The 23520-nt window shown below is 62.9% G+C and carries 24 protein-coding genes; 14 read left to right on the forward strand and 10 right to left on the reverse strand.

Translation table 11 applies throughout. The annotated features are described in order from the left end of the window. Positions 1-2 precede the first annotated feature (2 nt). From E2A64_RS04955 to E2A64_RS04965, 3 genes are all read right to left on the reverse strand, one after another. Entirely contained in the window at positions 3-779 is a 777-nt protein-coding gene (locus E2A64_RS04955; protein ID WP_133284262.1) for a (Fe-S)-binding protein, read from the reverse strand. A gap of 32 nt (positions 780-811) precedes the next feature. Then, positions 812-1639: a FadR/GntR family transcriptional regulator gene (locus E2A64_RS04960; protein ID WP_133283297.1), complete on the reverse strand. Its 828-nt coding sequence runs from the start codon at positions 1637-1639 to the stop codon at positions 812-814. A gap of 61 nt (positions 1640-1700) precedes the next feature. Further along, entirely contained in the window at positions 1701-2579 is an 879-nt protein-coding gene (locus E2A64_RS04965) for a LysR family transcriptional regulator (protein ID WP_174235743.1), read from the reverse strand. Between the two features lie 182 nt (positions 2580-2761). Between E2A64_RS04965 and E2A64_RS04970 the strand changes: the two genes are divergently transcribed. The 4 genes from E2A64_RS04970 to glcF are packed head-to-tail and all read left to right on the forward strand — an operon-like array spanning position 2762 to position 7238. Further along, a complete protein-coding gene (locus E2A64_RS04970; RefSeq protein ID WP_133283299.1) occupies positions 2762-4201 on the forward strand; it encodes an FAD-binding oxidoreductase in 1440 nt (479 codons plus the stop codon). Further along, a complete protein-coding gene (gene glcE / locus E2A64_RS04975) occupies positions 4198-5412 on the forward strand; it encodes a glycolate oxidase subunit GlcE (RefSeq protein ID WP_133283300.1) in 1215 nt (404 codons plus the stop codon). The genes E2A64_RS04970 and glcE overlap by 4 nt, the downstream gene beginning before the upstream one ends. A 36-nt stretch (positions 5413-5448) precedes the next feature. Next, positions 5449-5844 carry a DUF4870 family protein gene (locus E2A64_RS04980; protein ID WP_133283301.1) on the forward strand — a complete coding sequence of 132 codons (396 nt, stop codon included), beginning with the start codon at positions 5449-5451 and terminating at the stop codon, positions 5842-5844. A 56-nt stretch (positions 5845-5900) separates the two neighbouring features. Then, positions 5901-7238, forward strand: coding sequence for a glycolate oxidase subunit GlcF (gene glcF, locus E2A64_RS04985; protein WP_133283302.1), 1338 nt, complete (start codon positions 5901-5903; stop codon positions 7236-7238). Between the two features lie 67 nt (positions 7239-7305). Here glcF and E2A64_RS04990 read toward each other — a convergent pair whose 3' ends face one another. Further along, positions 7306-7905, reverse strand: a complete 600-nt coding sequence (locus tag E2A64_RS04990) for a L,D-transpeptidase (protein ID WP_133284263.1) — start codon at positions 7903-7905, stop codon at positions 7306-7308. Positions 7906-8174: 269 nt separating this feature from the next. After that, entirely contained in the window at positions 8175-8963 is a 789-nt protein-coding gene (locus E2A64_RS04995; RefSeq protein ID WP_133283303.1) for a L,D-transpeptidase, read from the reverse strand. A gap of 255 nt (positions 8964-9218) precedes the next feature. On the opposite strand from E2A64_RS04995, the gene E2A64_RS05000 reads away from it, so the two are divergent. From E2A64_RS05000 to E2A64_RS05010, 3 genes are all read left to right on the forward strand, one after another. Further along, positions 9219-9860, forward strand: a complete 642-nt coding sequence (locus E2A64_RS05000) for a DNA-3-methyladenine glycosylase I (protein ID WP_133283304.1) — start codon at positions 9219-9221, stop codon at positions 9858-9860. Beyond that, a complete protein-coding gene (locus tag E2A64_RS05005) occupies positions 9838-10281 on the forward strand; it encodes a DUF1801 domain-containing protein (RefSeq protein ID WP_133283305.1) in 444 nt (147 codons plus the stop codon). Before E2A64_RS05000 ends, E2A64_RS05005 begins: the two co-directional genes overlap by 23 nt. A 104-nt stretch (positions 10282-10385) precedes the next feature. Then, positions 10386-10820 (forward strand): BA14K family protein, encoded by a 435-nt coding sequence (locus E2A64_RS05010; protein WP_133283306.1) that lies wholly within the window; start codon positions 10386-10388, stop codon positions 10818-10820. A gap of 60 nt (positions 10821-10880) precedes the next feature. Here the strand turns inward: E2A64_RS05010 and E2A64_RS05015 are convergent, their stop codons facing one another. Next, positions 10881-11951, reverse strand: coding sequence for a YeiH family protein (locus E2A64_RS05015; protein ID WP_133283307.1), 1071 nt, complete (start codon positions 11949-11951; stop codon positions 10881-10883). Between the two features lie 100 nt (positions 11952-12051). On the opposite strand from E2A64_RS05015, the gene E2A64_RS05020 reads away from it, so the two are divergent. The 4 genes from E2A64_RS05020 to hisG are packed head-to-tail and all read left to right on the forward strand — an operon-like array spanning position 12052 to position 16425. Continuing rightward, the gene (locus tag E2A64_RS05020; RefSeq protein ID WP_133284264.1) at positions 12052-12975 is read left to right on the forward strand and encodes a LysR family transcriptional regulator; all 924 of its coding nucleotides are present in this window, start codon (positions 12052-12054) and stop codon (positions 12973-12975) included. 50 nt (positions 12976-13025) lie between these two features. Continuing rightward, positions 13026-14591, forward strand: coding sequence for a histidine--tRNA ligase (gene hisS / locus E2A64_RS05025; RefSeq protein ID WP_133283308.1), 1566 nt, complete (start codon positions 13026-13028; stop codon positions 14589-14591). 5 nt (positions 14592-14596) lie between these two features. Then, complete coding sequence (locus E2A64_RS05030; RefSeq protein ID WP_133283309.1) at positions 14597-15724, forward strand: ATP phosphoribosyltransferase regulatory subunit; 1128 nt, start codon at positions 14597-14599, stop codon at positions 15722-15724. Next, complete coding sequence (gene hisG / locus E2A64_RS05035; protein ID WP_133283310.1) at positions 15721-16425, forward strand: ATP phosphoribosyltransferase; 705 nt, start codon at positions 15721-15723, stop codon at positions 16423-16425. Before E2A64_RS05030 ends, hisG begins: the two co-directional genes overlap by 4 nt. An 80-nt stretch (positions 16426-16505) precedes the next feature. Here the strand turns inward: hisG and E2A64_RS05040 are convergent, their stop codons facing one another. The 4 genes from E2A64_RS05040 to groES all read right to left on the reverse strand — a co-directional run bounded on the left by E2A64_RS05040 (position 16506) and on the right by groES (position 19807). Continuing rightward, the gene (locus tag E2A64_RS05040; protein WP_133283311.1) at positions 16506-16883 is read right to left on the reverse strand and encodes a DoxX family protein; all 378 of its coding nucleotides are present in this window, start codon (positions 16881-16883) and stop codon (positions 16506-16508) included. A 105-nt stretch (positions 16884-16988) separates the two neighbouring features. After that, complete coding sequence (locus tag E2A64_RS05045; protein WP_133283312.1) at positions 16989-17435, reverse strand: hypothetical protein; 447 nt, start codon at positions 17433-17435, stop codon at positions 16989-16991. 379 nt (positions 17436-17814) lie between these two features. Further along, positions 17815-19455 (reverse strand): chaperonin GroEL, encoded by a 1641-nt coding sequence (groL, locus tag E2A64_RS05050; protein WP_133283313.1) that lies wholly within the window; start codon positions 19453-19455, stop codon positions 17815-17817. A gap of 58 nt (positions 19456-19513) precedes the next feature. Continuing rightward, on the reverse strand, positions 19514-19807 hold the full coding sequence (groES, locus tag E2A64_RS05055; protein ID WP_133283314.1) for a co-chaperone GroES: 294 nt from the start codon (positions 19805-19807) through the stop codon (positions 19514-19516). Positions 19808-20040: 233 nt separating this feature from the next. Between groES and E2A64_RS05060 the strand changes: the two genes are divergently transcribed. The 3 genes from E2A64_RS05060 to E2A64_RS05070 all read left to right on the forward strand — a co-directional run bounded on the left by E2A64_RS05060 (position 20041) and on the right by E2A64_RS05070 (position 23181). After that, on the forward strand, positions 20041-20901 hold the full coding sequence (locus E2A64_RS05060; RefSeq protein WP_133284265.1) for a TIGR01459 family HAD-type hydrolase: 861 nt from the start codon (positions 20041-20043) through the stop codon (positions 20899-20901). Between the two features lie 15 nt (positions 20902-20916). Next, positions 20917-21894: a bifunctional riboflavin kinase/FAD synthetase gene (locus E2A64_RS05065; RefSeq protein WP_133283315.1), complete on the forward strand. Its 978-nt coding sequence runs from the start codon at positions 20917-20919 to the stop codon at positions 21892-21894. A gap of 114 nt (positions 21895-22008) precedes the next feature. After that, entirely contained in the window at positions 22009-23181 is a 1173-nt protein-coding gene (locus E2A64_RS05070) for a GGDEF domain-containing protein (RefSeq protein WP_133283316.1), read from the forward strand. Positions 23182-23520: the final 339 nt, after the last annotated feature.

Genomic DNA, 23520 nt, shown 5'->3' on the forward strand with positions numbered 1-23520 from the left:
TCCTATTTGCCGCTTCCGGCGATCGGTGGCGTATCGGTCATTCCGGCGAGAACTTCGGCAACGTGCCGGACTTCGACGGTCGAGCCCGAGCGCTTCAGCTTGCCGGCCATGTTCATCAGGCAGCCGAGGTCTCCGGCCAGCAGCATCTCGGCCTCGCTGCCTTCGATGTTGCCCGTCTTCTTGGTGACGATGGCGTTGGAGATGTCGGGATACTTGACGCAGAACGTGCCGCCGAAGCCGCAGCAGACGTCCGGGTCCTGCATCTCCTTGATGGTGATGCCCTCGACGGCATTGAGCAGTTTGCGCGGCTGGTCCCTGATGCCGAGTTCGCGAAGCCCCGAACAGGAATCGTGATAGGTCACCTCGGCCGAAACGGCGGCACCCGTATCGCGCACCATCATCACGTCGGTGAGGAAGGATACGAGCTCGTGGCATTTCTCCGCGAAGGCCCTGGCGCGGGGTTCCCATGCCGGGTCGCCCGCAAAGAGTTCCGGGTAATGTTTCTTCATCATGGCCCCGCAGGACCCGGAAGGCGCGACGATGAAGTCGAATCCCTCGAAGGCCTCGATCACCTGTTCGGCGATCTCGCGCGTATCGGTCTTGTCGCCGGAATTGTAGGCCGGCTGGCCGCAGCAGGTCTGTGCCGCCGGCACATGCACTTCGCACCCCGCATCCTCGATCAGTTTGACCGCGGCAAAACCGACGGACGGGCGGAACAGATCCACCAGGCAGGTCACGAACAGGGCCACGCGTGGGCGGTTTTCCGGATCCGGGGTCAGAGCCGAGGAAGGGGTAGGGGTCGTCGAATGATTCACTGCGCCGCCTCCGACGGTCTTGCTTTTCTCGTTTTGCCGGTCGGACCCAGCGTCGGTAATCTCTGTTGCAGGCGAAGGCGCGATACCCGCTCCCACTCGCCGGTACGTCGCGCCTCGGCCATGGCGCGCACCACGAAATCCATGTGCTCGCGCGCCGCCGCCTTCGCCGCCAGCGGGTCATGCGCCATGATGGCCTCGTACATGGCCACGTGCTGTGCGAGCAGTTTCTCACGCGCGCCGCCGAGATTGTAGATCATCGCGCGGTTGTAGAAGACGCCTTCGGACAGGAGCCGGTAGCACGAGCGCAGCGTGTGCAGGAGAATGATGTTGTGCGCGCACTCGCCGACCGCATTGTGGAACTCGACGTCGATCGCCGCTTCCTCTGCAAAGTCGTCCTTGACGTGCGCGGCCTTCATGGAATCGATGATCCGCGTCAGCAGCGCCTTGTCGTCCTCGGTCGCGCGCAGGGCGGCGAACTCGGCGGCAGTACCTTCCACCTCGCGGCGATATTCGAGGTAATCCTGTGTGGCCTTGCCGTGGCGCGCGATCAGTTCCATCACCGGCCGGGTGAAGACCTGGCCGATCACGTCGGCCACATAGGTGCCGCCGCCGTGCTGGGTGACGAGAAGTCCGCGGCTTTCGAGCTCCTTGAGCGCCTCGCGCAGGATCGGACGGGACACGTCGAACTGGCGCGCAAGCTCGCGCTCGCCCGGCAAACGGTCGCCGACCCGCAACACACCTTCCAAAACCAGGACCTCGATCTGGAACACCACTTCGTCAGCCGTGCGGCCGTGGTCGATCCGGTCGAAAATGTTCTCGCTCATGCGCTTCTCCGGGCTGCGAAACTAGCAATGGGAACGCGTCATGGTCAACAAACTTATCCACTCAATGGCTTTCGCCGAACATCGGCTGATAGAGTGTCACCAGAAAGTCGATGAATGCGCGGATCTTGGCTGGCAGGAACTGGCGGCTGGCATAGAGCGCGTAGATTCCGACATTGCGGCTGCCCTCATAGGCAGGCAGTACCTGCACGAGCTTGCCTGCGTCCAGTTCCGCGGTGACATCCCATGTGGAGCGCAGCGCGATGCCGGCGCCGCCGATGACAGCTTCGCGGATCACCTCGCTGGAATTGGTCTTCAACGGGCCATCGGGCCGATAGGTCACAGGCCCTTCGGGACCTTCCAGCTTCCAGGTGTCGTGATTGTGCGGCGGCAGGCAGAGATGATCCGCGAGATCAGCCAGCGTCTCCGGCATCCCCCGCTGGTCGAGATAGGAAGGCGCCGCGCAGAGAATGCGGCGCACGGGCGCGAGCTTGCGACCGACGAGGCTGGAATCCGTCAATTCTCCGATACGTATAGACAGATCAAAGCCTTCGCCGACGATGTCGACGAAGGTATCGCTGAGCTGCAGGTTGATTGCCAGTTCCGGATGGCTTCGCATGAAATCATTGATGTGGGGCGCGATATGCATCCGTCCAAACGAGGTCGGCGCCGACACCTTGAGCGTGCCGCGCACCGCGTCGGACCGGCGGGAGATGAAGTGTTCGGCGTCTTCTATGCCGGCAAGCAGGGGGCCGATGCGCTCGAAATAGGCCTGGCCGGCTTCCGTCAGCGAGATCTGCCGGGTGGTCCGTTGCAGCAGCCGTGTGCCGAGCGTTTCCTCGAGCCGCCGCAGCCGTTTCGACACGCCTGCCGGGGAGAGGCCGAGCTCGCGGCCCGCAGAGGAAAGCGAGCCCGTGGCGACCACCTGGGCGAAAACTTGCATGTCCTCGAGTTTTCCCAATCCGCTTACTCCCGTTTTGACCGCGTCCTTGCTATGGTTATCATGGTTGCGGGCCGATGCCAGCAGCTGGCGGTGAGGTGCGACGAAAGCCGCTATTGCAAGAGTGGTAAGAAATATATACCACTTCGCGCAAAGCCTGTTGCAAGCTGCGGGAGGAGAGCGACGTGAGCGAGATGATTGCATTTCTCAAGCCGGACCCGGCCATTCTGAGCCGGCGTGCGGCCATCCTCGCCGATATTGCCGACCTTCTGCCCGACGATGCGCTGGTCACCGAAGAGCGGGAACTGGTGCCCTTCGAGACCGACGCCTTCGTCTCCTATCGCCGTCTGCCGCTGGCCGTGGCATTGCCGGAGACGACGGAGCAGGTGGCCGCCGTCGTCAGATATTGTCACCGCGAGGGTATTCCGGTCATTCCGCGTGGGGCGGGCACGTCACTGTCGGGCGGCGCGATCCCGCAGGAGGATGCGGTGGTGGTCGGCCTGTCCCGGCTCAACCGGATCATCGAGGTCGACCTCCCCAACCGGTGTGCCGTGGTCCAGTCGGGCGTCACCAACATCTCGATTTCCCAGGCCGTCGATGCGGACGGCTTTTTCTATGCACCGGATCCGTCCTCCCAGCTCGCCTGCACCATCGGCGGCAATATCGGGATGAATTCCGGCGGCGCGCACTGCCTGAAATACGGGGTGACGACCAACAATCTTCTCGGCGTGCGCATGGTTCTCTTCGATGGATCGATCGTGGAGATCGGCGGCAAGGCGCTCGACGCAGCGGGTTACGATCTCCTCGGGCTCATTTGCGGCTCCGAAGGCCAGCTCGGCATCATCACCGAGGCGACTGTCCGTCTGCTCGCCAAGCCCGAAGGCGCGCGTCCGGTTCTTTTCGGCTTTCCCACATCGGAAGCGGCCGGCGCCTGTGTCTCGGAAGTCATCGGCGCGGGCATCATCCCTGTTGCCATCGAATTCATGGACAAGCCGGCCATCGAGATCTGCGAAGCTTTTGCCCAGGCGGGCTATCCGATGGATGTCGATGCGCTGCTGATCGTCGAGGTCGAGGGCTCCGACGAGGAAATGGACGCCATGCTGGCCCGCATCATCGAAATCGCCAGGCGGCACGGGGTCAGCACGATCAAGGAATCCCAGTCGGCCACCGAGGCCGCACTCATCTGGAAGGGACGCAAGTCGGCCTTCGGCGCTACCGGGCGCATCGCCGACTATATCTGCATGGACGGCACCGTGCCGCTTGGCCAGCTTTCCCACGTGCTGAGGGAAACGAGCGTGATCGTCGCCAGATACGGCCTGCGCGTCGCCAATGTCTTTCACGCGGGTGACGGCAACATGCACCCGCTCATCCTCTTCAATGCCAACGATCCCGAGGAAGCGCAGAAGGCGGAACTCGCGGGCAACGACATTCTCAAGCTCTGCGTCGATGCCGGCGGCTGCCTGACCGGCGAGCACGGGGTGGGGATCGAGAAACGCGACCTGATGACCCATCAATACGCCGCCGCCGACCTCGATCAGCAGATGCGGGTGCGCTCGGCCTTCGATCCCAAATGGATCTTCAATCCCTCAAAGGTTTTCCCGCTCGAAGGACGGTCGGGCAAATGAGGACCCATCCCCTCACGCCGGCCTCGGAAGAGGAGATCGCTGCCGTCGTCGCGGATGCGGCATCGACAGCAACGCCGCTCGAAATCCTCGGCGGCGGTACACGTCGCGGGATGGGCCGGCCGGTGCAGGCGGCTACCACGCTCGACTTGTCCCGTCACGCCGGTATCACCGCCTATAACCCTGCCGAACTCGTCATGTCCGCAAAGGCAGGCACGCCGCTCAGGCTGATCGAGGACGAACTCGACCGCAACGGCCAGATGCTGACCTTCGAGCCGATGGATCATCGCCCTGTTCTCGGCAGCGACGGCGAGCCGACGATCGGCGGCGTCTTCGCGGCGAACGTCTCCGGGCCGCGCCGTCTGACGGCGGGCGCCGCCCGCGACAGTCTTCTCGGCGTCCGCTTCGTCAACGGCCGCGGCGAGATCATCAAGTCCGGCGGCAGGGTGATGAAGAACGTGACCGGCCTCGACCTCGTCAAGCTCATGGCAGGCTCCTGGGGCACGCTCGGTGTGCTGAGTGAGGTCACCTTCAAGGTGCTGCCGAAGCCCGAGACCACGGCAACTCTGGTCGTTTCCGGTCTCAACGATGCCGAAGCCGCGGCTGCGATGGCCGCTGCCATGGCTCTGCCCGTTGAGGTGTCGTCCGCCGCTCATCTGCCGGTCAGCGTGGTCAACCGTTTTCTGGGTGGCAAACTCGACTGGGAGCCGGTAACGCTTCTGCGGCTGGAAGGGCTCTCGCAATCCGTTCTCGTGCGCAAGGACAAGCTGGCGACGGCCATGGCGGCTTTCGGCGACTCGCGTTTGTTGAATGCGCAGGAGAGCGCGGCGATCTGGCGCGAGGTCCGCGATGTGATGCCGTTCGCCGAGCATCGCGCCAAGCCGCTCTGGCGCGTTTCGGTCGCGCCCTCCGCCGGCCACCAGCTTGTCGCGGCCCTCAGGCTCAATACGGGCGTCGATGCCTTTTACGACTGGCAGGGCGGCCTCGTCTGGCTGCAGATGGAGCAGGATGTGGAAGACGAAATGATCCGCACCTTCATCGCCCGGCTCGGCGGCGGGCATGCGACGCTCGTTCGCGCGGCGGAGCCTGTCAGAGCCTCCGTCCAGGTCTTCGAAAATGAACCGGCCGCGCTCGGCGCGCTTTCGGCGCGCATACGCCAGGCCATCGATCCCGCAGGCATCTTCAATCCGGGGCGCATGGCGCCGGCGGCCTGAAGCAAACGCATCTTCAGTTCAGGAAAGGGGAATGGCATGAGTGATCGGATGCAGCCACCCGCGCCTCCGAGCGAGGATCAAGGGGTAAATACCGACAGATGGCTCGAACCGGGCAAGGCCAATCTTCAGGTGATCTACGCCCTCTATCTGGTGAGCGCGCTTGGCGGCATCACCGTCATCATCGGCGTTGTGCTGGCCTATATGAACCGCGGCAAATGTTCCGAGTGGCTGGAGACGCACTATACCTGGCTCATCAGAACCTTCTGGCTCGGGCTTCTCTACGGCTTCATCTCGTTCCTGCTCTTCGTCGTGCTGATCGGCATGCCGTTGATGGTCGCGGTCGCGGTGCTGATGGTCGTTCGCCTTGTCATCGGCCTGCAGAAACTCGGCCGCAACAAGCCGATCCTTCATCCGGATAGCTGGCTTATCTGAACCCATTCTCGCAGGCCGGCGGTCGAACGTCGCCGCCGGCAACACAGGACGCAGGCATGCAGACTAATTTCACATCCGAGCAGCTTCAGGATCCCGGCGTGGCGGAGTCCGAAAAGATCTTGCGCAAATGCGTCCATTGCGGTTTCTGCACGGCCACCTGTCCGACCTATGTCACGCTCGGCAATGAACTCGACAGCCCGCGCGGGCGCATCTACCTGATCAAGGACATGCTCGAGAACGACCGCCCGGCCGACAAGGAGGTGGTCACCCATATCGACCGCTGCCTGTCCTGTCTGGCCTGCGTGACCACCTGTCCCTCGGGCGTCGACTACATGCATCTGGTGGATCACGCCCGTGTCCATATCGAGAAAACCTACAGGCGCCCGCTCGCCGACCGCCTGATCCGCAACATGCTGGCCTTCGTGCTTCCCTATCCCTCGCGTTTCCGATGGGCGCTCAAGGCCTCGGCGCTGGGGCGGCCTTTCATTCCGCTTTTCAAGGCGATCAGGCCGGCGCGCCCGATCGCGGCCATGCTGAGCCTTGCGCCGCAATCGGTGCCGGAGCCCGATCGTTCCGCACCGCCCGTTCCGACGATCTCTCCAAGGGGACGCGTCGCCATTCTGGCGGGATGTGCGCAGTCGGTGCTCGATCCGGGCATCAATGCGGCTGCAAGGCGCCTGCTCGCCCGTGCCGGGATCGAAATCGCGGCGGCGGAAGGCGAGGGGTGCTGCGGCGCGCTCGTCCATCACATGGGCCGCGAGGACGATTCGCTCGCTGCGGCGCGGCGCAATGTCGATGCCTGGACAGGGCTCATCGACAATGGCGGGCTCGATGCGATCCTGATTACGACGTCGGGCTGCGGCACGACGATCAAGGATTACGGCCACATGCTGCGGCTCGACCCGGATTATGCGGCAAAGGCGGCGAAAGTCTCGGCGCTTGCGAGGGACATCACCGAATATCTGGGCGCGATCGAATTGCCCGAGCCTGCGGCTATCGGCAAGCTGACGATCGCCTATCACGCGGCCTGTTCGCTCCAGCACGGCCAGAAGGTGACGGTGCAGCCCAAGGCGCTCCTGCGCAATGCAGGCTTTACCGTCCGCGAACCTGCCGAGGGTCACCTTTGCTGCGGCTCGGCCGGTACCTACAACATCATGCAGCCGGAGATTTCCGCCAAGCTGCGCGATCGCAAGGTCAGGAACATCGAGCGGACGAAGCCGCAGGTCATCGCTGCCGGAAATATCGGCTGCATCACCCAGATCGGCAGCGGCACCGGCATTCCTGTCGTCCATACCGTCGAACTTCTCGACTGGGCATATGGCGGCCCCAGGCCCCGGCAGCTCGATGGCGTCGAGCCCCTGCCGTCCGAGCAGGCGGTGGAAGCGGCCGGATAGCGCGAAATAAAAAGGGGCGCCCTGAGCGCCCCCCGTACGTCGTCGTATGTCCGTCGGTCCTTGGCGGTCAGCCGCCGAAGATGGTTCCGAAGAAGTCGAAACCGCGATCCCGGTAGTATGTGTCGGCGCTCTGGCCGGGGCCGACGACGATCACCTTGGTGCCGACCGGCGCGCGTGAATAGAGATGCTCGACGTCCTGGTTCATCATCCGGATGCAGCCCGACGACATGTTGAGGCCGATGGTCCAGGGCTGGTTGGTGCCATGGATGCGGTAGATCGTATCGCGGCCGCCCTTGTAGAGATACATGGCGCGCGCGCCGAGCGGGTTGTTGATGCCGCCTTCGACGAAATGCGGGATCTTGCGGCCCTTGGCGGCTTCGCGGCGGATCATGGTCGCGGGCGGACGCCAGTCCGGCCACTCGGCCTTCCGGCCCACCTTCACGGTACCGCCCCAGCCGAAACCGTCGCGACCGACACCCACGCCGTAGCGGGTTGCGCGGTTGTTGCCCTCGACGAAATAGAGATATTTCGTATTGGTGTTGACGATGATCGTGCCGGGCCGCTCGCTGGTTTCGAGCCGCACCTTCTTGCGCATGAATTCCGGCTTCGGTTTCTTCGATGCGACTTCGACGACCGGCAGGCGATCCTGCTGATCGTTGCTTGGCATGGTGCCGAGCGGGAAGGCATGGGCGGCATTTCCGGCAATCGAAAACGCGGCGATGGCGGCTATGAAAAGTCGTCTCGTCGGCACGGCATGTTCTCCATCAAATGATCTGGCCCCTGGGCAAAACTAACATTCATGCCCGGGTGATCAACCTCCGGAAGCCAGAATTTGACGGAAATGTGATCGCTCCGGCGCGGGGCCTTGCCCCGGCACGCGCGGTTGCGATGAGGAGACGGTCCCGATGACGCCGATGCGCCACCGGGACCGGGGCATCAGCTGACGATCACCTTGGCGCCGACCTCGGCGCGCTCGTAGAGATCCATCACGTCCTCGTTGCGCATGCGGATGCAGCCCGAGGAGACGGCCTGGCCGATCGTCCAGGGCTGGTTGGTGCCGTGAATGCGGTAGAGGGTCGAGCCGAGATACATGGCGCGTGCGCCGAGCGGATTGGCCGGGCCCCCTTCCATGTGCGTGGGCAGGATGCGGCCTTCGTTCAGACGCACGCGCTCGATCATTTCCTTCGGCGGGGTCCAGCTCGGCCATTCGCGCTTCTGCGTGATCTTGTGCGTGCCGGCCCATTCGAAACCGGGCTTGCCCACACCGACGCCGTAGCGACGGGCCTTGCCGTTGCCGAGTACGAAATAGAGATGGCGCGTGTTGGTGTCGATGATGATGGTTCCGGGCTTTTCCTGGCTGTCATACGCGACGTCTTGCGGCAGGTAGCGCGGATCGATCTGCGGAGTGGCCTGCTGCTTGGCCTGTGGCTTCGGCGCCGCATAGGCGGCCGGGGCCGGACGCCGGACCTGTGAGGGAAGGACTACGCCGTCCCGCCTCGTTGGCCGTATCTGGTAGGCGGCCTGTGTCCGCTTGACCCTTTGCGGCTGCTGATAGACGACGCCGCCACGCGGGGCCGCGTTTCCGCCGAGCTGCATGACCCAGGGGGCCGACAGGTCGGGGCTTAGGACGACGGGAGGACGCTGGACATAGCGTTCGCCCGCGACTGCGGCAGGCGCCCCGGCGGCAACGAAGCCGGCAAGGGCGAGAGAAACAAGGCTTTTCATGGTTCCGAACTCCAAACAAAAACGGACCGGACGTGCAAAACCCTCGAGTGAGAGCTGCCCGCTTGAGGCAAACCCTGACTCCGATCGGCGATTAAAAGGTGAATCTGCTGCCGCTAAATGGCGATCGATCTGATAAAGCTCGGGGTAGGGTTACTGCCGGTTTGAGGAAAGCGGTTAGCGTGCTCTTAATCGGGTGGACGGCGGGGGCGCGGCTGTTAACCTTTGGCGTTCCGAGTACAGGCGCAGGAGTTTTTGATGACGGATCACGACGGACTTATCGTCGGAGCAGACGGGGTGACGCGTTGCTTCTGGCCCGGGGACCTTCCCGATTATCTTCATTATCATGATCATGAGTGGGGCCTGCCGGTCGCCGACGATGTCCGGCTCTTCGAAAAGATCTGCCTCGAAGGGTTCCAGTCAGGCCTCTCCTGGCTGACGATCCTGCGCAAGCGCGAGAATTTCCGCTCCGCCTTCGCCGGCTTCGATTTTCACAAGGTCGCCACGTTCGGTGACGCCGATGTCGAACGGCTGGTTCAGGACGCAGGCATCATCCGCCATCGGGGCAAGATCGTCTCGACGATCAACAACGCCAATCGTGCGATCGAGCTTCAGAAGGAATGCGGTTCTCTGGCCGCCTATTTCTGGAGTTGGGAGCCGGGAGCGGCCGACCGGCCCGCTGCCATGGATTACGCGACGCTGCGCGCCAATCCGACCACCGAGATATCGACGAGGATTTCGAAGGACCTCAAGAAGCGCGGCTGGAGTTTTGTCGGCCCCACCACGGTCTATGCCTTCATGCAGGCCATGGGTCTCGTCAACGATCACATCGCGGGCTGCGAGTGCCGGGCAAAGGTGGACAAGGCGAGGGCGGATTTTGAGCGACCAGTCCGAAGATAGAGGCGTTCCGCCGGCATCTGACGAAATCCGTCCCGTTTTCGACGCCGCTCCGGCACGTGCCAGGGCGATAGCCATCGAGCTCCGGGAACTGATCTACCGCACGGCATCGAAACTCGACGAGGTGTCGGACCTCACCGAAAGCCTCAAATGGGGTGAGCCGAGCTATGCGCCTTCACGGCCTGGGATCGGGACCTCCGTGAGGATAAGTCCGCGCGAGGACGGCTCGGTCGGCCTGATGTTCATTTGCCATACGGATATCGTCTCGAGTTTTCGCGAGCTTTACCGGGACGAACTCGAATTCGAGGGAAGACGGGCGATAATCCTAAGGCGCTCCGGGCAATCGACAGACGCCGTTACCCATTGCGTTTCCATGGCCATGACCTGGCATCTGGGCAAACGGGCCAAGCGGCGCCCGGCCTGAAATAAAATTATTCAAGGGAACCTGAACAGTCCCGGCGCGTTTCCAGACATATGCCACTGGGGCAGCTGCGGCATGACTTCGTCAAGTCCAGGAGGAAGCACAAAATGTTCAAACCACTCATTACACTCATGGCCGGTGCTGCGATCGCAGTCACCTCGTTCTCGCCTGCTTCGGCAATGCCACGTCTGCCTCAGCAGCCGGCAGTTACCCAGCAAAGCGACGCACCTGTCGTCAACGTCCGTCACCGGCGCGGTTTCTGGGTCAACAACGGACGCGGTTACTATAACGGTCATCGCGGCTATCGCCGTCACCACCACGGTTACCGCTATCACAATGGTTACTGGTTCCCGCCGGCAGCCTTTGCCATCGGCGCTATCATCGGCGGAGCGGTCGCCAATCAGAACCGCGTACGCTCGGGTCGCGTCGGCCCGCGCCACGTCCGCTGGTGCTACGACCGTTACCGCAGCTATCGCGAGTATGATAACTCGTTCCAGCCGTATAACGGCCCGCGTCGTCAGTGCCGCTCACCTTACTGGTGATCCCGCGCGACATCTGAATTCCCGGAAAGGGCGGCTTCTGCCGCCCTTTTTGATTCCCGCTCAAGCCAGGCCCAGAAGGCCGATGAGCGCGAAGGCGAGAAGCGCCAGCACCACGATCGAAAGCGTGGCTGTGAGGATCACGCGTCCCCCCGAATGAGCCAGTTCCCGCACGTCGACGCCGAGGCCGAGCCCAGCCATGGCGAGGACCGTCAGCACGTTGGAAATGCTGCCGAACTGAACTGACGCCTCGTCGCTGACAACGCCGGAAAGGCGCAGACCCATCATGGCTGCGAAGCCGATAATGAACCACGGTACCATCGTGTGCAGTCTGAAGCGTTCGGTCGTCTCGCGGCCTTCACGCTGTGGGCCGATGAGCCCCAGCAGGAAGATGACCGGCCCGAGCATCATCACCCGGATCAACTTGACGATCGTGCCCGTCTGGACGGCAAGCGTGCCGCCGCTCTGGGTCGCTGCCAGAACCTGCGGTACCGCATAGACGGTCATGCCGGACAGAACCCCGAAGGATACCGCGTCGAGCTCGACGACCAGACTGAGCAGAGGAAGTGCAAGCACCACGACCACGCCGAGGACGGCGGTGAAGGCGATCGACGCGGCGACATCGTCGGCATCCGCATTGATGACGGGAGCGGCTGCGGCGATTGCGGAGTTTCCGCAGATGGAATTGCCGCAAGCAACCAGTAGCGCGAGCTTGCTGTGCAGTCCGAGAGCCAGCCCGAGCCCGTAGCTGATCAGGAGCGTCAGAATGATCGCGGCAACGATGCCGAAAATCAGCGCGCCGCCAGCGGCTTCCAGCGCCTGCAGGCTGATGGTTGCGCCCAGGAGGACGATGGCCGCTTCGAGTACGGAATGCGCGGCGAAATGAATGCCGGGCTCGAACGCACGCGGGAGCCGGCCGGCCGAGCGGATGAGGGCGCCGATCAGGATCGCCAGAACGAGATTCTCGAGATAGCGGTCCCCCAATACCCGCGTTTCGAGGATCTCGGCACCAAAGGCTGCAAGCGAAACCACGATTGCGAGGAAAAGCCCGGGAGCGATGGTGCTACCGCGCCGCAGGAGCGACTGGACAGGAGATGGAGCGGCGGAACCGGGCGGCGGGGTGACGGCAGTCATGGGTGTCTCCGTAGAAAATTGTTCTACGGTCTGTCCCATGTGCGATTGTGGATTTCCATCGAATGATATTTCGCATATCGTTCGTATTATGCGAATGAAAATGACCCTGGAGCAGCTGGCGATCTTCGCCGAGGTGGCGGAGCGGCAGCATCTGACTCAGGCTGCCGACGCGCTGGCGCTCACCCCCTCCGCGGTGAGTGCGGCGGTGCGCCGTCTCGAGGAGGCCTATGGCGTTCCCCTGTTCGACCGCATCGGCCGCGGCATATCGCTCACCGCTGCCGGCCGCATTTTCCTCGAGGAAGTCCGGCCCATGCTTGCACGCGCCCGTGCCGCCGAACGCCTGCTGGGCGAATTGGGCGGCCTGCAGCGCGGCGAGATATCCGTCTTCGCCAGCCAGACCGTTGCGAGCTACTGGCTGCCGCCGGTTCTCATGCGCTTTCACGCGGAATATCCCGGCATCCGGTTGTCGCTGACGATCGGCAATACCGCGACTGTGGCCGAGGCCGTTGCCGAAGGCGCGGCCGAGATGGGGTTTGTCGAGGGCGAGATTGCAGATCCCGCGCTACGGATCGATTCGCTTGTTGACGACGAGTTGATGATCGTCGTCGGTCCCGATCACGCCTTTGCGGGAAGACATGATATCTCCGCCGACGACCTGGTCGGCAAAACGGCTTGGGTGCTGCGCGAGCCGGGTTCCGGCACCCGGTCCGAGTTCGAGCACGCGCTCGCCCGGAAGGGCGTCGATCCTGAGCGCTTGGAAATCGCCCTTGAATTGCCCTCGAACGAGGCGGTGCTTTCGGCCGCACGTTCCGGTCTCTGTGCGACGGCCGTCTCCGGCCATGTCGCCGCACCGCATCTGACGACCGGAAATCTGGTGCGTGTGGACATCGCGCTGCCCTCGCGGACCTTCCGCCTGTTGCGGCATCGCGACCGTAATCTGGGACGCGCGGCGCAGAAGCTGGCCGAATTCTCGCTATCGGTCGCGGCGTCCGATCCACGCGCGGACTTGCCCGTTTGCCGATGATCTCCTAAGACGACCCGCGCAATGCCAACTGGTCAGAACGGGTAGGTTTCATGAGCGAGAAGAAGAAAAAGCCGCAGAAGCTGAAGGCCCGCCTTGCGCGCGGCTTCCCGGACCGCTCGCCGGGCGATATCCGTGCGACCGAAGAAATGATGGCCAAGATCAAGCGGGTCTATGAGCGCTTCGGCTTCGAGCCCATCGAAACGCCCTTCGTCGAATACACCGATGCGCTGGGCAAGTTCCTGCCCGACCAGGACCGTCCGAACGAGGGTGTCTTCTCGTTTCAGGACGACGACGAACAGTGGCTGTCGCTGCGCTACGACCTGACCGCGCCGCTCGCCCGCCATATCGCCGAGAACTTCAACGATATCCAGCTGCCCTACCGCACCTATCGCGCGGGCTGGGTGTTCCGCAACGAAAAGCCGGGACCGGGCCGCTTCCGCCAGTTCATGCAGTTCGACGCCGACATCGCCGGCGCGCCGGGTGTCACGGCGGACGCCGAGATGTGCATGATGATGGCCGACACGATGGAAGCGCTCGGAATTCCACGTGGCGACTACGTGATCCGCGTCAACAACCGCAAGGTGCTCGATGGCGTGATGGAAGCCATCGGCCTCGCCGGCGACGAGAATGCCGGCCGCCGCCTGACCGTGCTGCGCGCCATCGACAAGCTCGACAAGTTCGGCATTAAAGGTGTGAAGCTTCTCCTCGGCGAAGGCCGCTGGGACGGGGGCAAGGAAGGCGAGGGCGATTTTACACCGGGTGCGGGGCTGGAAGACGCCGCGATCACGCGCGTCGTGGGCTTCCTCGAGGACAATGCCGCGACTTCGGTCGCAGAAACACTCGCCTCAATCGAGGAACGTTTCGCCGACAGCAAGTCTGCCGTGGAAGGCATCGCCGAACTCAGGTCCATTTCGGCGATGGCGGAAACGTCGGGCTATGGCCCCGATCGCGTCAAGATCGATCCCTCCGTGGTCCGAGGTCTCGAATATTACACCGGCCCGGTCTTCGAGGCGGAACTGCTGTTCGACGTGACCAACGAGAAGGGCCAGACGGTCCAGTTCGGTTCTGTCGGCGGTGGTGGGCGCTATGACGGGCTCGTCTCCCGCTTCATGGGCCAGCCGGTGCCCGCGACCGGCTTTTCCATCGGTGTCTCGCGGCTGATGACCGCGCTCAAGAATCTCGGCAAGCTCGACACCGAAGCGACGTCCGGCCCCGTGCTCGTCACCATCATGGACCGCGACCGCATCGGCGATTATGCCCAGATCGCGCAGAAGCTGCGCGGGGCGCTCAACCCGCTCGGTCCCGACGGCCAGCCGATGGGCCCGACCATTCCGGTCGAGCTTTTCCAGGGCAACCCGAAGGATTTCGCCAAGCAGCTGCGCTATGCGGACCGTCGCGGCTCGCCCGTCGCCGTCATTCAGGGGGGCAACGAGAAGGAGGCCGGACAGCTGATCGTCAAGGACCTGATCGAGGGCAAGAAGATTGCCGAAACGATTACCGACAACGCAGAATGGCGCGAAGCCAAGGCCGGCGAGGAACTGGTCAACGAAGCCGACGTCGTCACCGCGGTTCGCGCGGTCCTGGCGCGGCACGGCCTGCTGGGCACGGGGGCCTGAAACCGGTGACCGCCGTGCAGCTGCCCGACTTCGCCGACGAGCTCGTCGCCGCCATGGCGGCGCGCGGCACCAATCGGGCCGAGATTCCCGTCATTCAGCCGGCCGAGCCGTTTCTCGACATGGCGGGCGAGGATCTGCGGCGCCGCATCTACCTCACGGAGAACGAGAACGGCGACAGCCTGTGCCTGCGGCCGGAATTCACCATTCCCGTCTGCCTCGGTCATATCGCGGGTCAGGTCGGCACCCCGCGCCGCTATGCCTATCTCGGCCAGGTGTTCCGCCAGCGCCGCGAAGGCGGCAACGAATTCTTCCAGGCCGGTATCGAGGATCTGGGTGAGACGGACACCGCAGCGGCCGATGCGCGCGCCATCGCCGATGCCGCCGGTCTTCTCGGCCAGCTTCTGCCTGGAACCGATCTGTCGATCACGATCGGCGACCAGGCGCTCTTCGAAGCCGTTGTCGCCGGTCTCGGCCTCCCGGCCGGGTGGCAGAAGCGCCTTATCCATGCTTTCGGCGATGACGCGGCCTTGGCACGCATGATCGAGAGCCTGGCGTCGGCACAGTCGTCGACCGTCGAGGAAAGCGAGCTCGGCGAGCTCATCGCCGCGGGCAATATCGCAGCACTTGCCGATCATATCGCAACCGTGATGGAAGAAACCGGCTATTCGAGCCACGCCAGCCGCTCGCCCGAGGAAATTGCCAGCCGTCTGGTCGAAAAGACCGAACTGGAAAAGACCCGGCTTTCCGATAAGGCATTCGCGGCGCTCAAGACCTTTCTGTCGCTCGACGCGCCGCTCTCGGAAGCCGTCGCCACGCTTGACGGCTTCGCAAGGGACGCGGGCCTCGCGACCGGAGCGGCACTCGAACTCTTCGCAGCCCGCGTGGAGAGGATCGGGGCGTCGGGCGCTGATCTGTCGACGATGCGCTGGCGCGCAGCCTTCGGACGCCCGCTCGACTACTATACCGGCCTCGTATTCGAGATCGGCGCAGACGGCGCCGTTCTCGCCGGTGGCGGCCGCTACGACCGCATGATGACGCTGCTTGGCGCGACCGAAGAGATTCCGGCCGTCGGCTTTTCGCTCTGGATCGACCGCATCGAGACCGCGCGCAATGCGAAGGAGACGGGCCGATGACCATCACCATCGCCCTGCCGTCGAAAGGCCGCATGAAGGACGACGCAATGGCCGTCTTCTCGCGCGCTGGCTTTTCCATTGTCCAGACAGGCAATGACCGCTCCTATCGTGGCCGCGTCGAAGGCCGTGACGATATCGAGATCGCGTTCCTGTCCGCTTCCGAGATAGCGCGGGAGCTTGGCGCGGGTGCGGTCGATTTCGGGGTTACGGGCGAGGACCTGGTCCGCGAAAGCCTGCCGGACGCCGATCGCGCGACGGCTTTCGAGGCCCGGCTCGGCTTCGGCCATGCCTCCGTCGTGGTCGCGGTGCCGGAAATCTGGCTCGATGTCACGACCATGGCCGATCTCGGCGATGTGGCGGCGGATTTCCGCGCGCGCCATGGCCGCCGTCTGGCGATCGCCACCAAGTATCACCGGCTGACCCGCACCTTCTTCTCGAAGGGCCACGGCATTCAGCTCTATCGGATCGTCGAGAGCCTCGGAGCCACCGAAGGTGCACCGGCGTCCGGTGCCGCCGACATCATCGTCGATATCACCTCGACCGGTTCGACATTGCGCGCCAATCATCTGCGGATCCTCTCCGACGGCGTCATGCTGGAATCCGAGGCCTGCCTCGTGCGCGCCCGCAAGCCCGAGCATGACCGCAATCCGGTTGTCGCCGAGATCGTCGCAAAGGTTCGTGCCGTGCTGCCCGCGGCCTGACCGATCGTCTGACTGGGCAAGAAAAAAACCGCGCCGGTGATGGCGCGGTTCTCTCGTCTTGGTCTTGGGAGGATCGAGACTTAGCGGCGGTCGATCGAGAACTTGCCGGCACCCACCGAAGCGAGAACCAGGAAGCCGCCCGTGATCGCCAGGTTCTTCATGAACATGATCATCTGCATCTGGTCGGCCGGATTGTAGTGCCCGATGAAGGCAGCGGCGAGGGTGAAGGCTGCCAGCAGGTAGGCGACGTAGCGGGTCTTGAAGCCTGCGAGGATGGCGAGGCCGCCGAGCAGCTCGACCGCGATGACGACCCAGACGGTGACCTGCGGAAGCGGCAGGCCGACGCTTTCGAAATAGCCTGCGGTCCCTGCGGGTGACATCAGCTTGCCCCAGCCGGACATGATGAACATGATGCTCATCAGGATACGACCGAGCAGGATATGAAGGGAATTGGACATTTGAACTCTCCAGTTAGTGTCGGAGAGTATCTAAGGCGATATGGCTGTTTTCGATAGCCGAACAATGCTGGACGCATTGTTCACAAAACGCTTACCCATTGGCAGTCAGTGTTGGGTCTTGCAGGCCGGACCCGAGACCCGCGGGAAAACGAAGATGCCGGAGATCACGCCGTTCCCGTCATTGCAGAAATGAGCCGTCTCCCCAATACACGTAAAAGGCTGCTCACCCTGATCGGGATGAAGGGTGACGGTGGCGAAGCAGAATGCAGCCGGTTCGCTCGAGGCTGCCTCGAACAGTTCCATCACCCTGGGCCGGTCCACTGCCGGATAGCAGCGCAGCAATGTGAGAAGGCCGCAGCGCTCCTCGCTGCGGATGGAATGGCGCGCGCGCGCGATAGGTCCCAGTTCGAAGATTCCGGTGCCCAGTTGCAGCGACCACGTTTCCGACATCAGGAAATGCGCGAATGCCTCACGGGCCTGAGGCGCCAGGGATTGCGCCACGGCGTTTGCCTGCTCCTGGTCGCCATGCTTGATAAGCTTGAAAAAGCCCATGGTGTTCGCCCGCAATGTCGCTCGTTCAATCGAAAGCCGATGGTCTTCGCCAGGCTGGGATGTATGCGCCGATAGCGTTCATCCAGGGCGAGCGTATTTCAACCTGTAATCGAAATACAAATTGATCGAAATCGACTGAATCTCGATATTGCCCCTCCAATTTAATGGTTATCCGCCCCTAAGTATTAATCTTTACAACTTTCGCGAGGATTGTCCATTCCTGAAAGTTCAATCTCGGGAATGTGATTTCTTGTAGTGCCGGCGGGTTCAGGCTCCGCTTGCACGGGCAGTGCCTCGACAAGGCCATATAAGGCGGCGAACCCAATAAAAAAGGGCGACCCGAGGGCCGCCCTTTCGATGGGATGGTGGGGTGAACTTCTTAGAAGTCCATGCCGCCCATACCGCCCATGCCGCCCGGCATTGCCGGAGCGCCGCCATCCTTCTTCGGAAGTTCGGCGATCATGGCTTCGGTGGTGATCAGCAGGCCGGCGACCGATGCAGCGTTCTGCAGGGCGGTGCGCACGACCTTGACCGGGTCGACGATACCCATGGCGATCATGTCGCCATATTCGCCGGTCTGGGCGTTGTAGCCGAAGGTGTCTTCGTTCTTGTCGAGGATCTTGCCCACGACGATCGAAGCTTCGTCACCTGCGTTGGTCGCGATCTGGCGAACGAGAGCCTGAAGGGCACGGCGGATGATGTTGATGCCGGCGTCCTGGTCGTCGTTTTCACCCTTTGCGGTGATCTTGGTCGACGAACGCAGCAGAGCCACGCCACCACCGGCAACGATGCCTTCCTGGACGGCCGCGCGGGTCGCGTTCAGGGCATCGTCGATGCGGTCCTTCTTTTCCTTCACTTCCACTTCGGTGGCACCACCGACGCGGATGACGGCAACGCCGCCTGCGAGCTTGGCAAGGCGTTCCTGCAGCTTCTCGCGGTCGTAGTCGGAGGAGGTTTCCTCGATCTGCGCCTTGATCTGTGCAATGCGGCCTTCGATTTCGGCCTTGTTGCCGGCACCGTCGACGATGGTGGTGTTTTCCTTGGTGATCGAGACCTTCTTGGCCTGACCCAGCATGTCGAGGGTGACGTTTTCGAGCTTGATGCCGACGTCTTCCGAGATCACCTGGCCACCGGTGAGGATGGCGATGTCTTCGAGCATGGCCTTGCGGCGGTCGCCGAAGCCCGGAGCCTTGACGGCAGCAATCTTCAGGCCGCCACGCAGCTTGTTGACGACGAGCGTGGCAAGAGCTTCGCCTTCGACGTCTTCAGCGATGATGAGGAGCGGCTTGGACGACTGGACGACCGATTCCAGCACCGGCAGCATGGCCTGAAGGTTCGACAGCTTCTTCTCGTGGAGAAGGATGTAGCAGTCGTCCAGCTCGGCAACCATCTTTTCCGGGTTGGTGACGAAGTACGGCGACAGGTAGCCGCGGTCGAACTGCATGCCTTCGACGACTTCCAGTTCGGTTTCGGCGGTCTTGGCTTCCTCGACGGTGATGACACCCTCGTTGCCGACCTTCTGCATGGCTTCGGCAATGTCGAGGCCGACCTGCTTGTCGCCATTGGCCGAGATGGTGCCGACCTGTGCGACTTCTGCCGACGTGTTGATCTTCTTCGCCTTGGCGGCAAGATCCTTGACGACGTCCTGAACGGCGGCGTCGATACCGCGCTTCAGATCCATCGGGTTCATGCCGGCGGCAACGGCCTTGTTGCCTTCGCGAACGATGGCCTGGGCCAGGACGGTCGCGGTGGTGGTGCCGTCACCGGCGATGTCGTTGGTCTTCGAGGCAACTTCGCGCACCATCTGTGCGCCCATGTTCTCGAACTTGTCTTCGAGTTCGATTTCCTTGGCGACCGAAACTCCGTCCTTGGTGATGCGCGGAGCGCCGAAGGACTTGTCGATGACGACGTTACGACCCTTTGGGCCGAGGGTGACTTTCACTGCGTCGGCGAGGACATCGACGCCGTGCAGCATCTTTTCGCGCGCGGAGCGGCCGAATTTGACTTCTTTGGCAGACATGTATCGTTTCTCCCGGGCTAGGAGCCCTTAAAATATCTGTTGAATGCGATGGAGCTGATCAGCCGACGATGCCCATGATGTCGGATTCCTTCATGATCAGGAGATCCTCACCATTGAGCTTGACTTCGGTGCCGGACCACTTACCAAACAGCACGCGGTCACCGGCCTTGACGTCGAGCGCGACGATCTTGCCGTTTTCATCGCGGGCGCCGGTGCCGACGGCGACGACTTCGCCTTCCTGCGGCTTTTCCTTGGCGGTATCCGGAATGATGATGCCGCCGGCAGTCTTGGCTTCGGATTCGACGCGGCGGACGACCACACGGTCATGCAGCGGACGGAAGTTGATTGTCATTGTCTTTTCCCTTGATCGAATGACATGGAAGGGCGTTTCAACCCTGAAACTGAATTAGCACTCACTCTCCGGGAGTGCTAACAGCAGCCGAGATAGGCATGGCTTGAAAATGAGTCAAGGATTTGTCCCGCAATTTTTGTCGGCTGCATCGGATGGCGGATCGGTTTTTTGCGGAAGGGCTTGTTTTCCCGCGCAAGCTGGGCGACATGGCGATGAAGCCTGAGAGGAATTCCATGCCCGTACAGACCGCCACCAAGATCGATCGACTGGATGAAGTTGCCGCGAATTACGACGTGGTGCTCTGTGATGTCTGGGGCGTCGTCCATAACGGCATCAATCCTTTTCCTTTCGCTGTCCAGGCGCTGGAAGCCTGGCGTGCGGCCGGCAAGACCGTGGTGCTGATCACCAACTCGCCGAGACCGGGCGAGGGTGTCATCAAGCAATTTGATGTCATTGGTGTGTCGACTGCTGCCTGGGACGATATCGTCACCTCCGGGGACGTGACCCGCACGCTGGTCTCGAAAGGCCCCAAGAAGCTGTTCTTCATCGGCCCGGAGCGCGACCACGCCCATTTCGATGGTCTCGGCGTCGAACTCGTCGGCGAGAACGAGGCGGAAGCGATCCTCTGCACCAGCCCTTATGACGACGAGGTGGAAACACCCGACGATTATACCGCGCTGCTTTCGCGTCTGGTCGAGCGCAAGCTGCCCTTTATCTGCGCCAACCCCGATCAGGTCGTCGAGCGCGGCGAGAAGATGGTTTACTGCGCCGGTGCGATCGCCCGGGCCTACGAAAAACTCGGCGGAGAAACCCGCATCGCCGGCAAGCCCCATTCGCCCATCTATGCGGAAGCACTTCGCCGGGTCGAGACGCTGCGCGGCAACACGCCGAACAACCGGGTTCTGGCCATCGGGGATGGCATCGCGACCGATGTCAGCGGCGCGGTCGGCGCCGGGATAGATGTTCTCTTCATCGCTCGCGGAATCCATGCAGGCGAATATTACGAGGGCAAGACGGTCGACACCGACCGGTTGAATGCCTTTTTCAACCGCGAGAACACCTGGCCGACCCTCTGGGCCGACTGGCTGGTTTGAACGGACGGGGCGACCGTGGCGGAGCGAATTCAGGAACTTTCCGGGCTGGCCGAAACATACCGCGGCGGTGTCGTTGCCATCGGCAATTTCGATGGAGTCCACCGCGGCCATCAGGCCGTGCTCGCCGAGGCGCTTGAAATCGCCAGGGCGCGGGGCACCAGCCTCCACCTTCTGACATTCGAGCCGCATCCGCGAACCACCTTCCGCCCGGACGAACCGGTCTACCGGATCACGCCCGCAGAGCTGAAGGCCCGTCTTCTGGGGCTCTGTGGCGTAACCGCGATTTTCGAGCAGGAATTCACCCGCGATTATGCCGCCATGTCCGCCGGGGACTTCATAAACGACGTGCTGGTGCGCGATCTCGGTGCGATCCATGTCGTGACCGGCGGTGACTTTCGCTTCGGCAAGGGCCGCGCCGGCGATGCGGCGATGCTTGCCGCTGCCGGCGCGAAACTGGGGTTCGACACCAGCCTTGCCGCCGATTTCGAGGATGAGGGCGGCGCGATCATCTCATCGAGCCGTATCCGGTCCCTGCTCGTAAAGGGCGACGTGTCACAGGCAGCCGGTCTGCTTGGCTATCGCTACACGATCTCGGGCGAAGTCGTTCACGGCAAGAAACTCGGCCGGACGCTCGGCTATCCGACCGCCAACATGCCTGTCCCGGAAGAAACCGGCCTTGCACCCGGGATTTACGCCGTGCGCCTGCGCCGCGCCGACGGCAGCTTGCACGATGGTGTCGCAAGCTTTGGCCGGCGCCCCACCGTCGAGGAGCCGGACGCGCCTCTGTTGCTGGAAACCTACGTCTTCGATGCCGCGCCCGATCTCTATGGCGAGATCTGCGACGTCTCGCTTTTCGGCTTTCTCCGTTCGGAGGAAAAATTCGATGGGCTGGACGAGCTCGTCGTCCAGATGAAGGCCGACGACGCAGAGGCGAGGGCGGTTTTGGCCGGCGTTCGACCGCTCGGGCAGCTGGATGAGACGATCTCGTTCTGAGGTCCGCCGGCCCCCCGGAAACAGTCGCTGTCTCAAGCCTTTTCCGGCAGTCAACTCTTCTGAAACCTGTCGGATGTCTAATGACCGGACTTCCCACTGGCGCAGAAGCGGCGAATGCTCGAACTCAGCACGGTTTTCATCTATACGGCTACGCTCAATCTGGCTGTCGCGCTGGCGACGACGGTCGGATGGCTGAGCAATCGTAGCCGCAAGGAGCTGCTGATCTGGTGCCTTGCCGCGTGGTCGATCGTGGTCGGCGGCGCCATGATGAGCATGCCCGACGTCGTTGGCCTCAAGGCAATCGAATATCTGGCGGGTATCGTCTATGTCAGCATGGCGGGCCTGCTGGCGATCGGTTTCAAGGAGTTCTTCGGGCTTCCCTATCGTTGGCGGGAGGCTTTTGCCGTTTCGCTCGTGACCTTTGTCTGCCTGTTCGCCGTACGGTGGCTCGGCTACCCCAGCCCCGCCCGGGTCCCGTTCATCTATTTCGGGACCGCCGCCAACCTGTTTTTCGCAGCCGCCGTGATGGTCCGCGCGACGCGTGGCCGCAAACTGCCATCCAGCCGCATCGCCATTGTCTTCTATAGCCTCTTCGGGCTTCTCAACGTCGCCACGGGTGTCATCGCGGCCATCTATCCGCTCAGCATCGTCGATGGGGTGCCGGAATCCGACTGGCTCGGCCCGAGCAGCATGCTGCTGACCATCTTCAACCTCGGCGCCTTTCTCATCACTATCGTGTTGAAACTCGAATATGTGAGCGAGGATCAACGCCGGCTTGCCTCCACGGACGCACTCACCGGAATTCTCAACCGCCGGCGCTTCATGGAGGAAGCCGCCACGCTCGCCGCGACGACCGGCGGTGCCATTGCCATCATCGATCTCGATCACTTCAAGCGCATAAACGACACCCATGGCCATGGCGGCGGCGACGAGGCGCTGATCCAGTTTTGCGAGCATGTCCGGTCCGCGACGCCGGTCAATACGATTTTCGGTCGCCTTGGCGGCGAGGAGTTCGGTCTTTGCCTGCCGCGACATGACGCGTCTGCCGCGCGCATCGTCCTCGAGCATTTGCGCAGCGCCATCGCAAGCCGCGACATCCGCTTCGGGGAGGCCGTTTTCGGTATCACGTTCTCCTGCGGGTTCGCAGTCATGGATCGCGCCGACCGGCCGCTCGATGCCTGGGTGGCAGAGGCCGACCATTGCCTCTATGTGGCCAAGAGCGGCGGACGAAATCGCGTCGTCGGGTTCACCTCGAACGAGGGTGAAGCCGAAACCACTGCGGCTTGATCCGCCGGTGGATGAGCCGTGCGGGTATGAGCCGGCGGCGCCGGGTTCTACCCGTGCCGAAATCCTCGGAACATGGCTGCGCGTCTTCGCTTTCAAACCGCTTTTCATACGCGTGCAAACGCGTTATGAACCGCGGCCATGCGGACCGCTGACCTTTCGACATGCCCGGTTCAAGTGCCGGGCAGCGCTATTCGAATTATGGTCCCGGTCTTCCGCGCTCTCTGAGAAAGAGGGGCGGGAGGCCGGGCTTTTGGCCTATGCCGTTTTCATCACCCGCAATTCGATTTCGCGCGAAAGACGCGCTTCGGCTCGCCCGAGCCTGATGCCTGAAAGACCGAT

This window comes from Pseudohoeflea suaedae (genome assembly GCF_004354915.1).
In the GTDB taxonomy this organism is placed as follows: domain Bacteria; phylum Pseudomonadota; class Alphaproteobacteria; order Rhizobiales; family Rhizobiaceae; genus Pseudohoeflea; species Pseudohoeflea suaedae.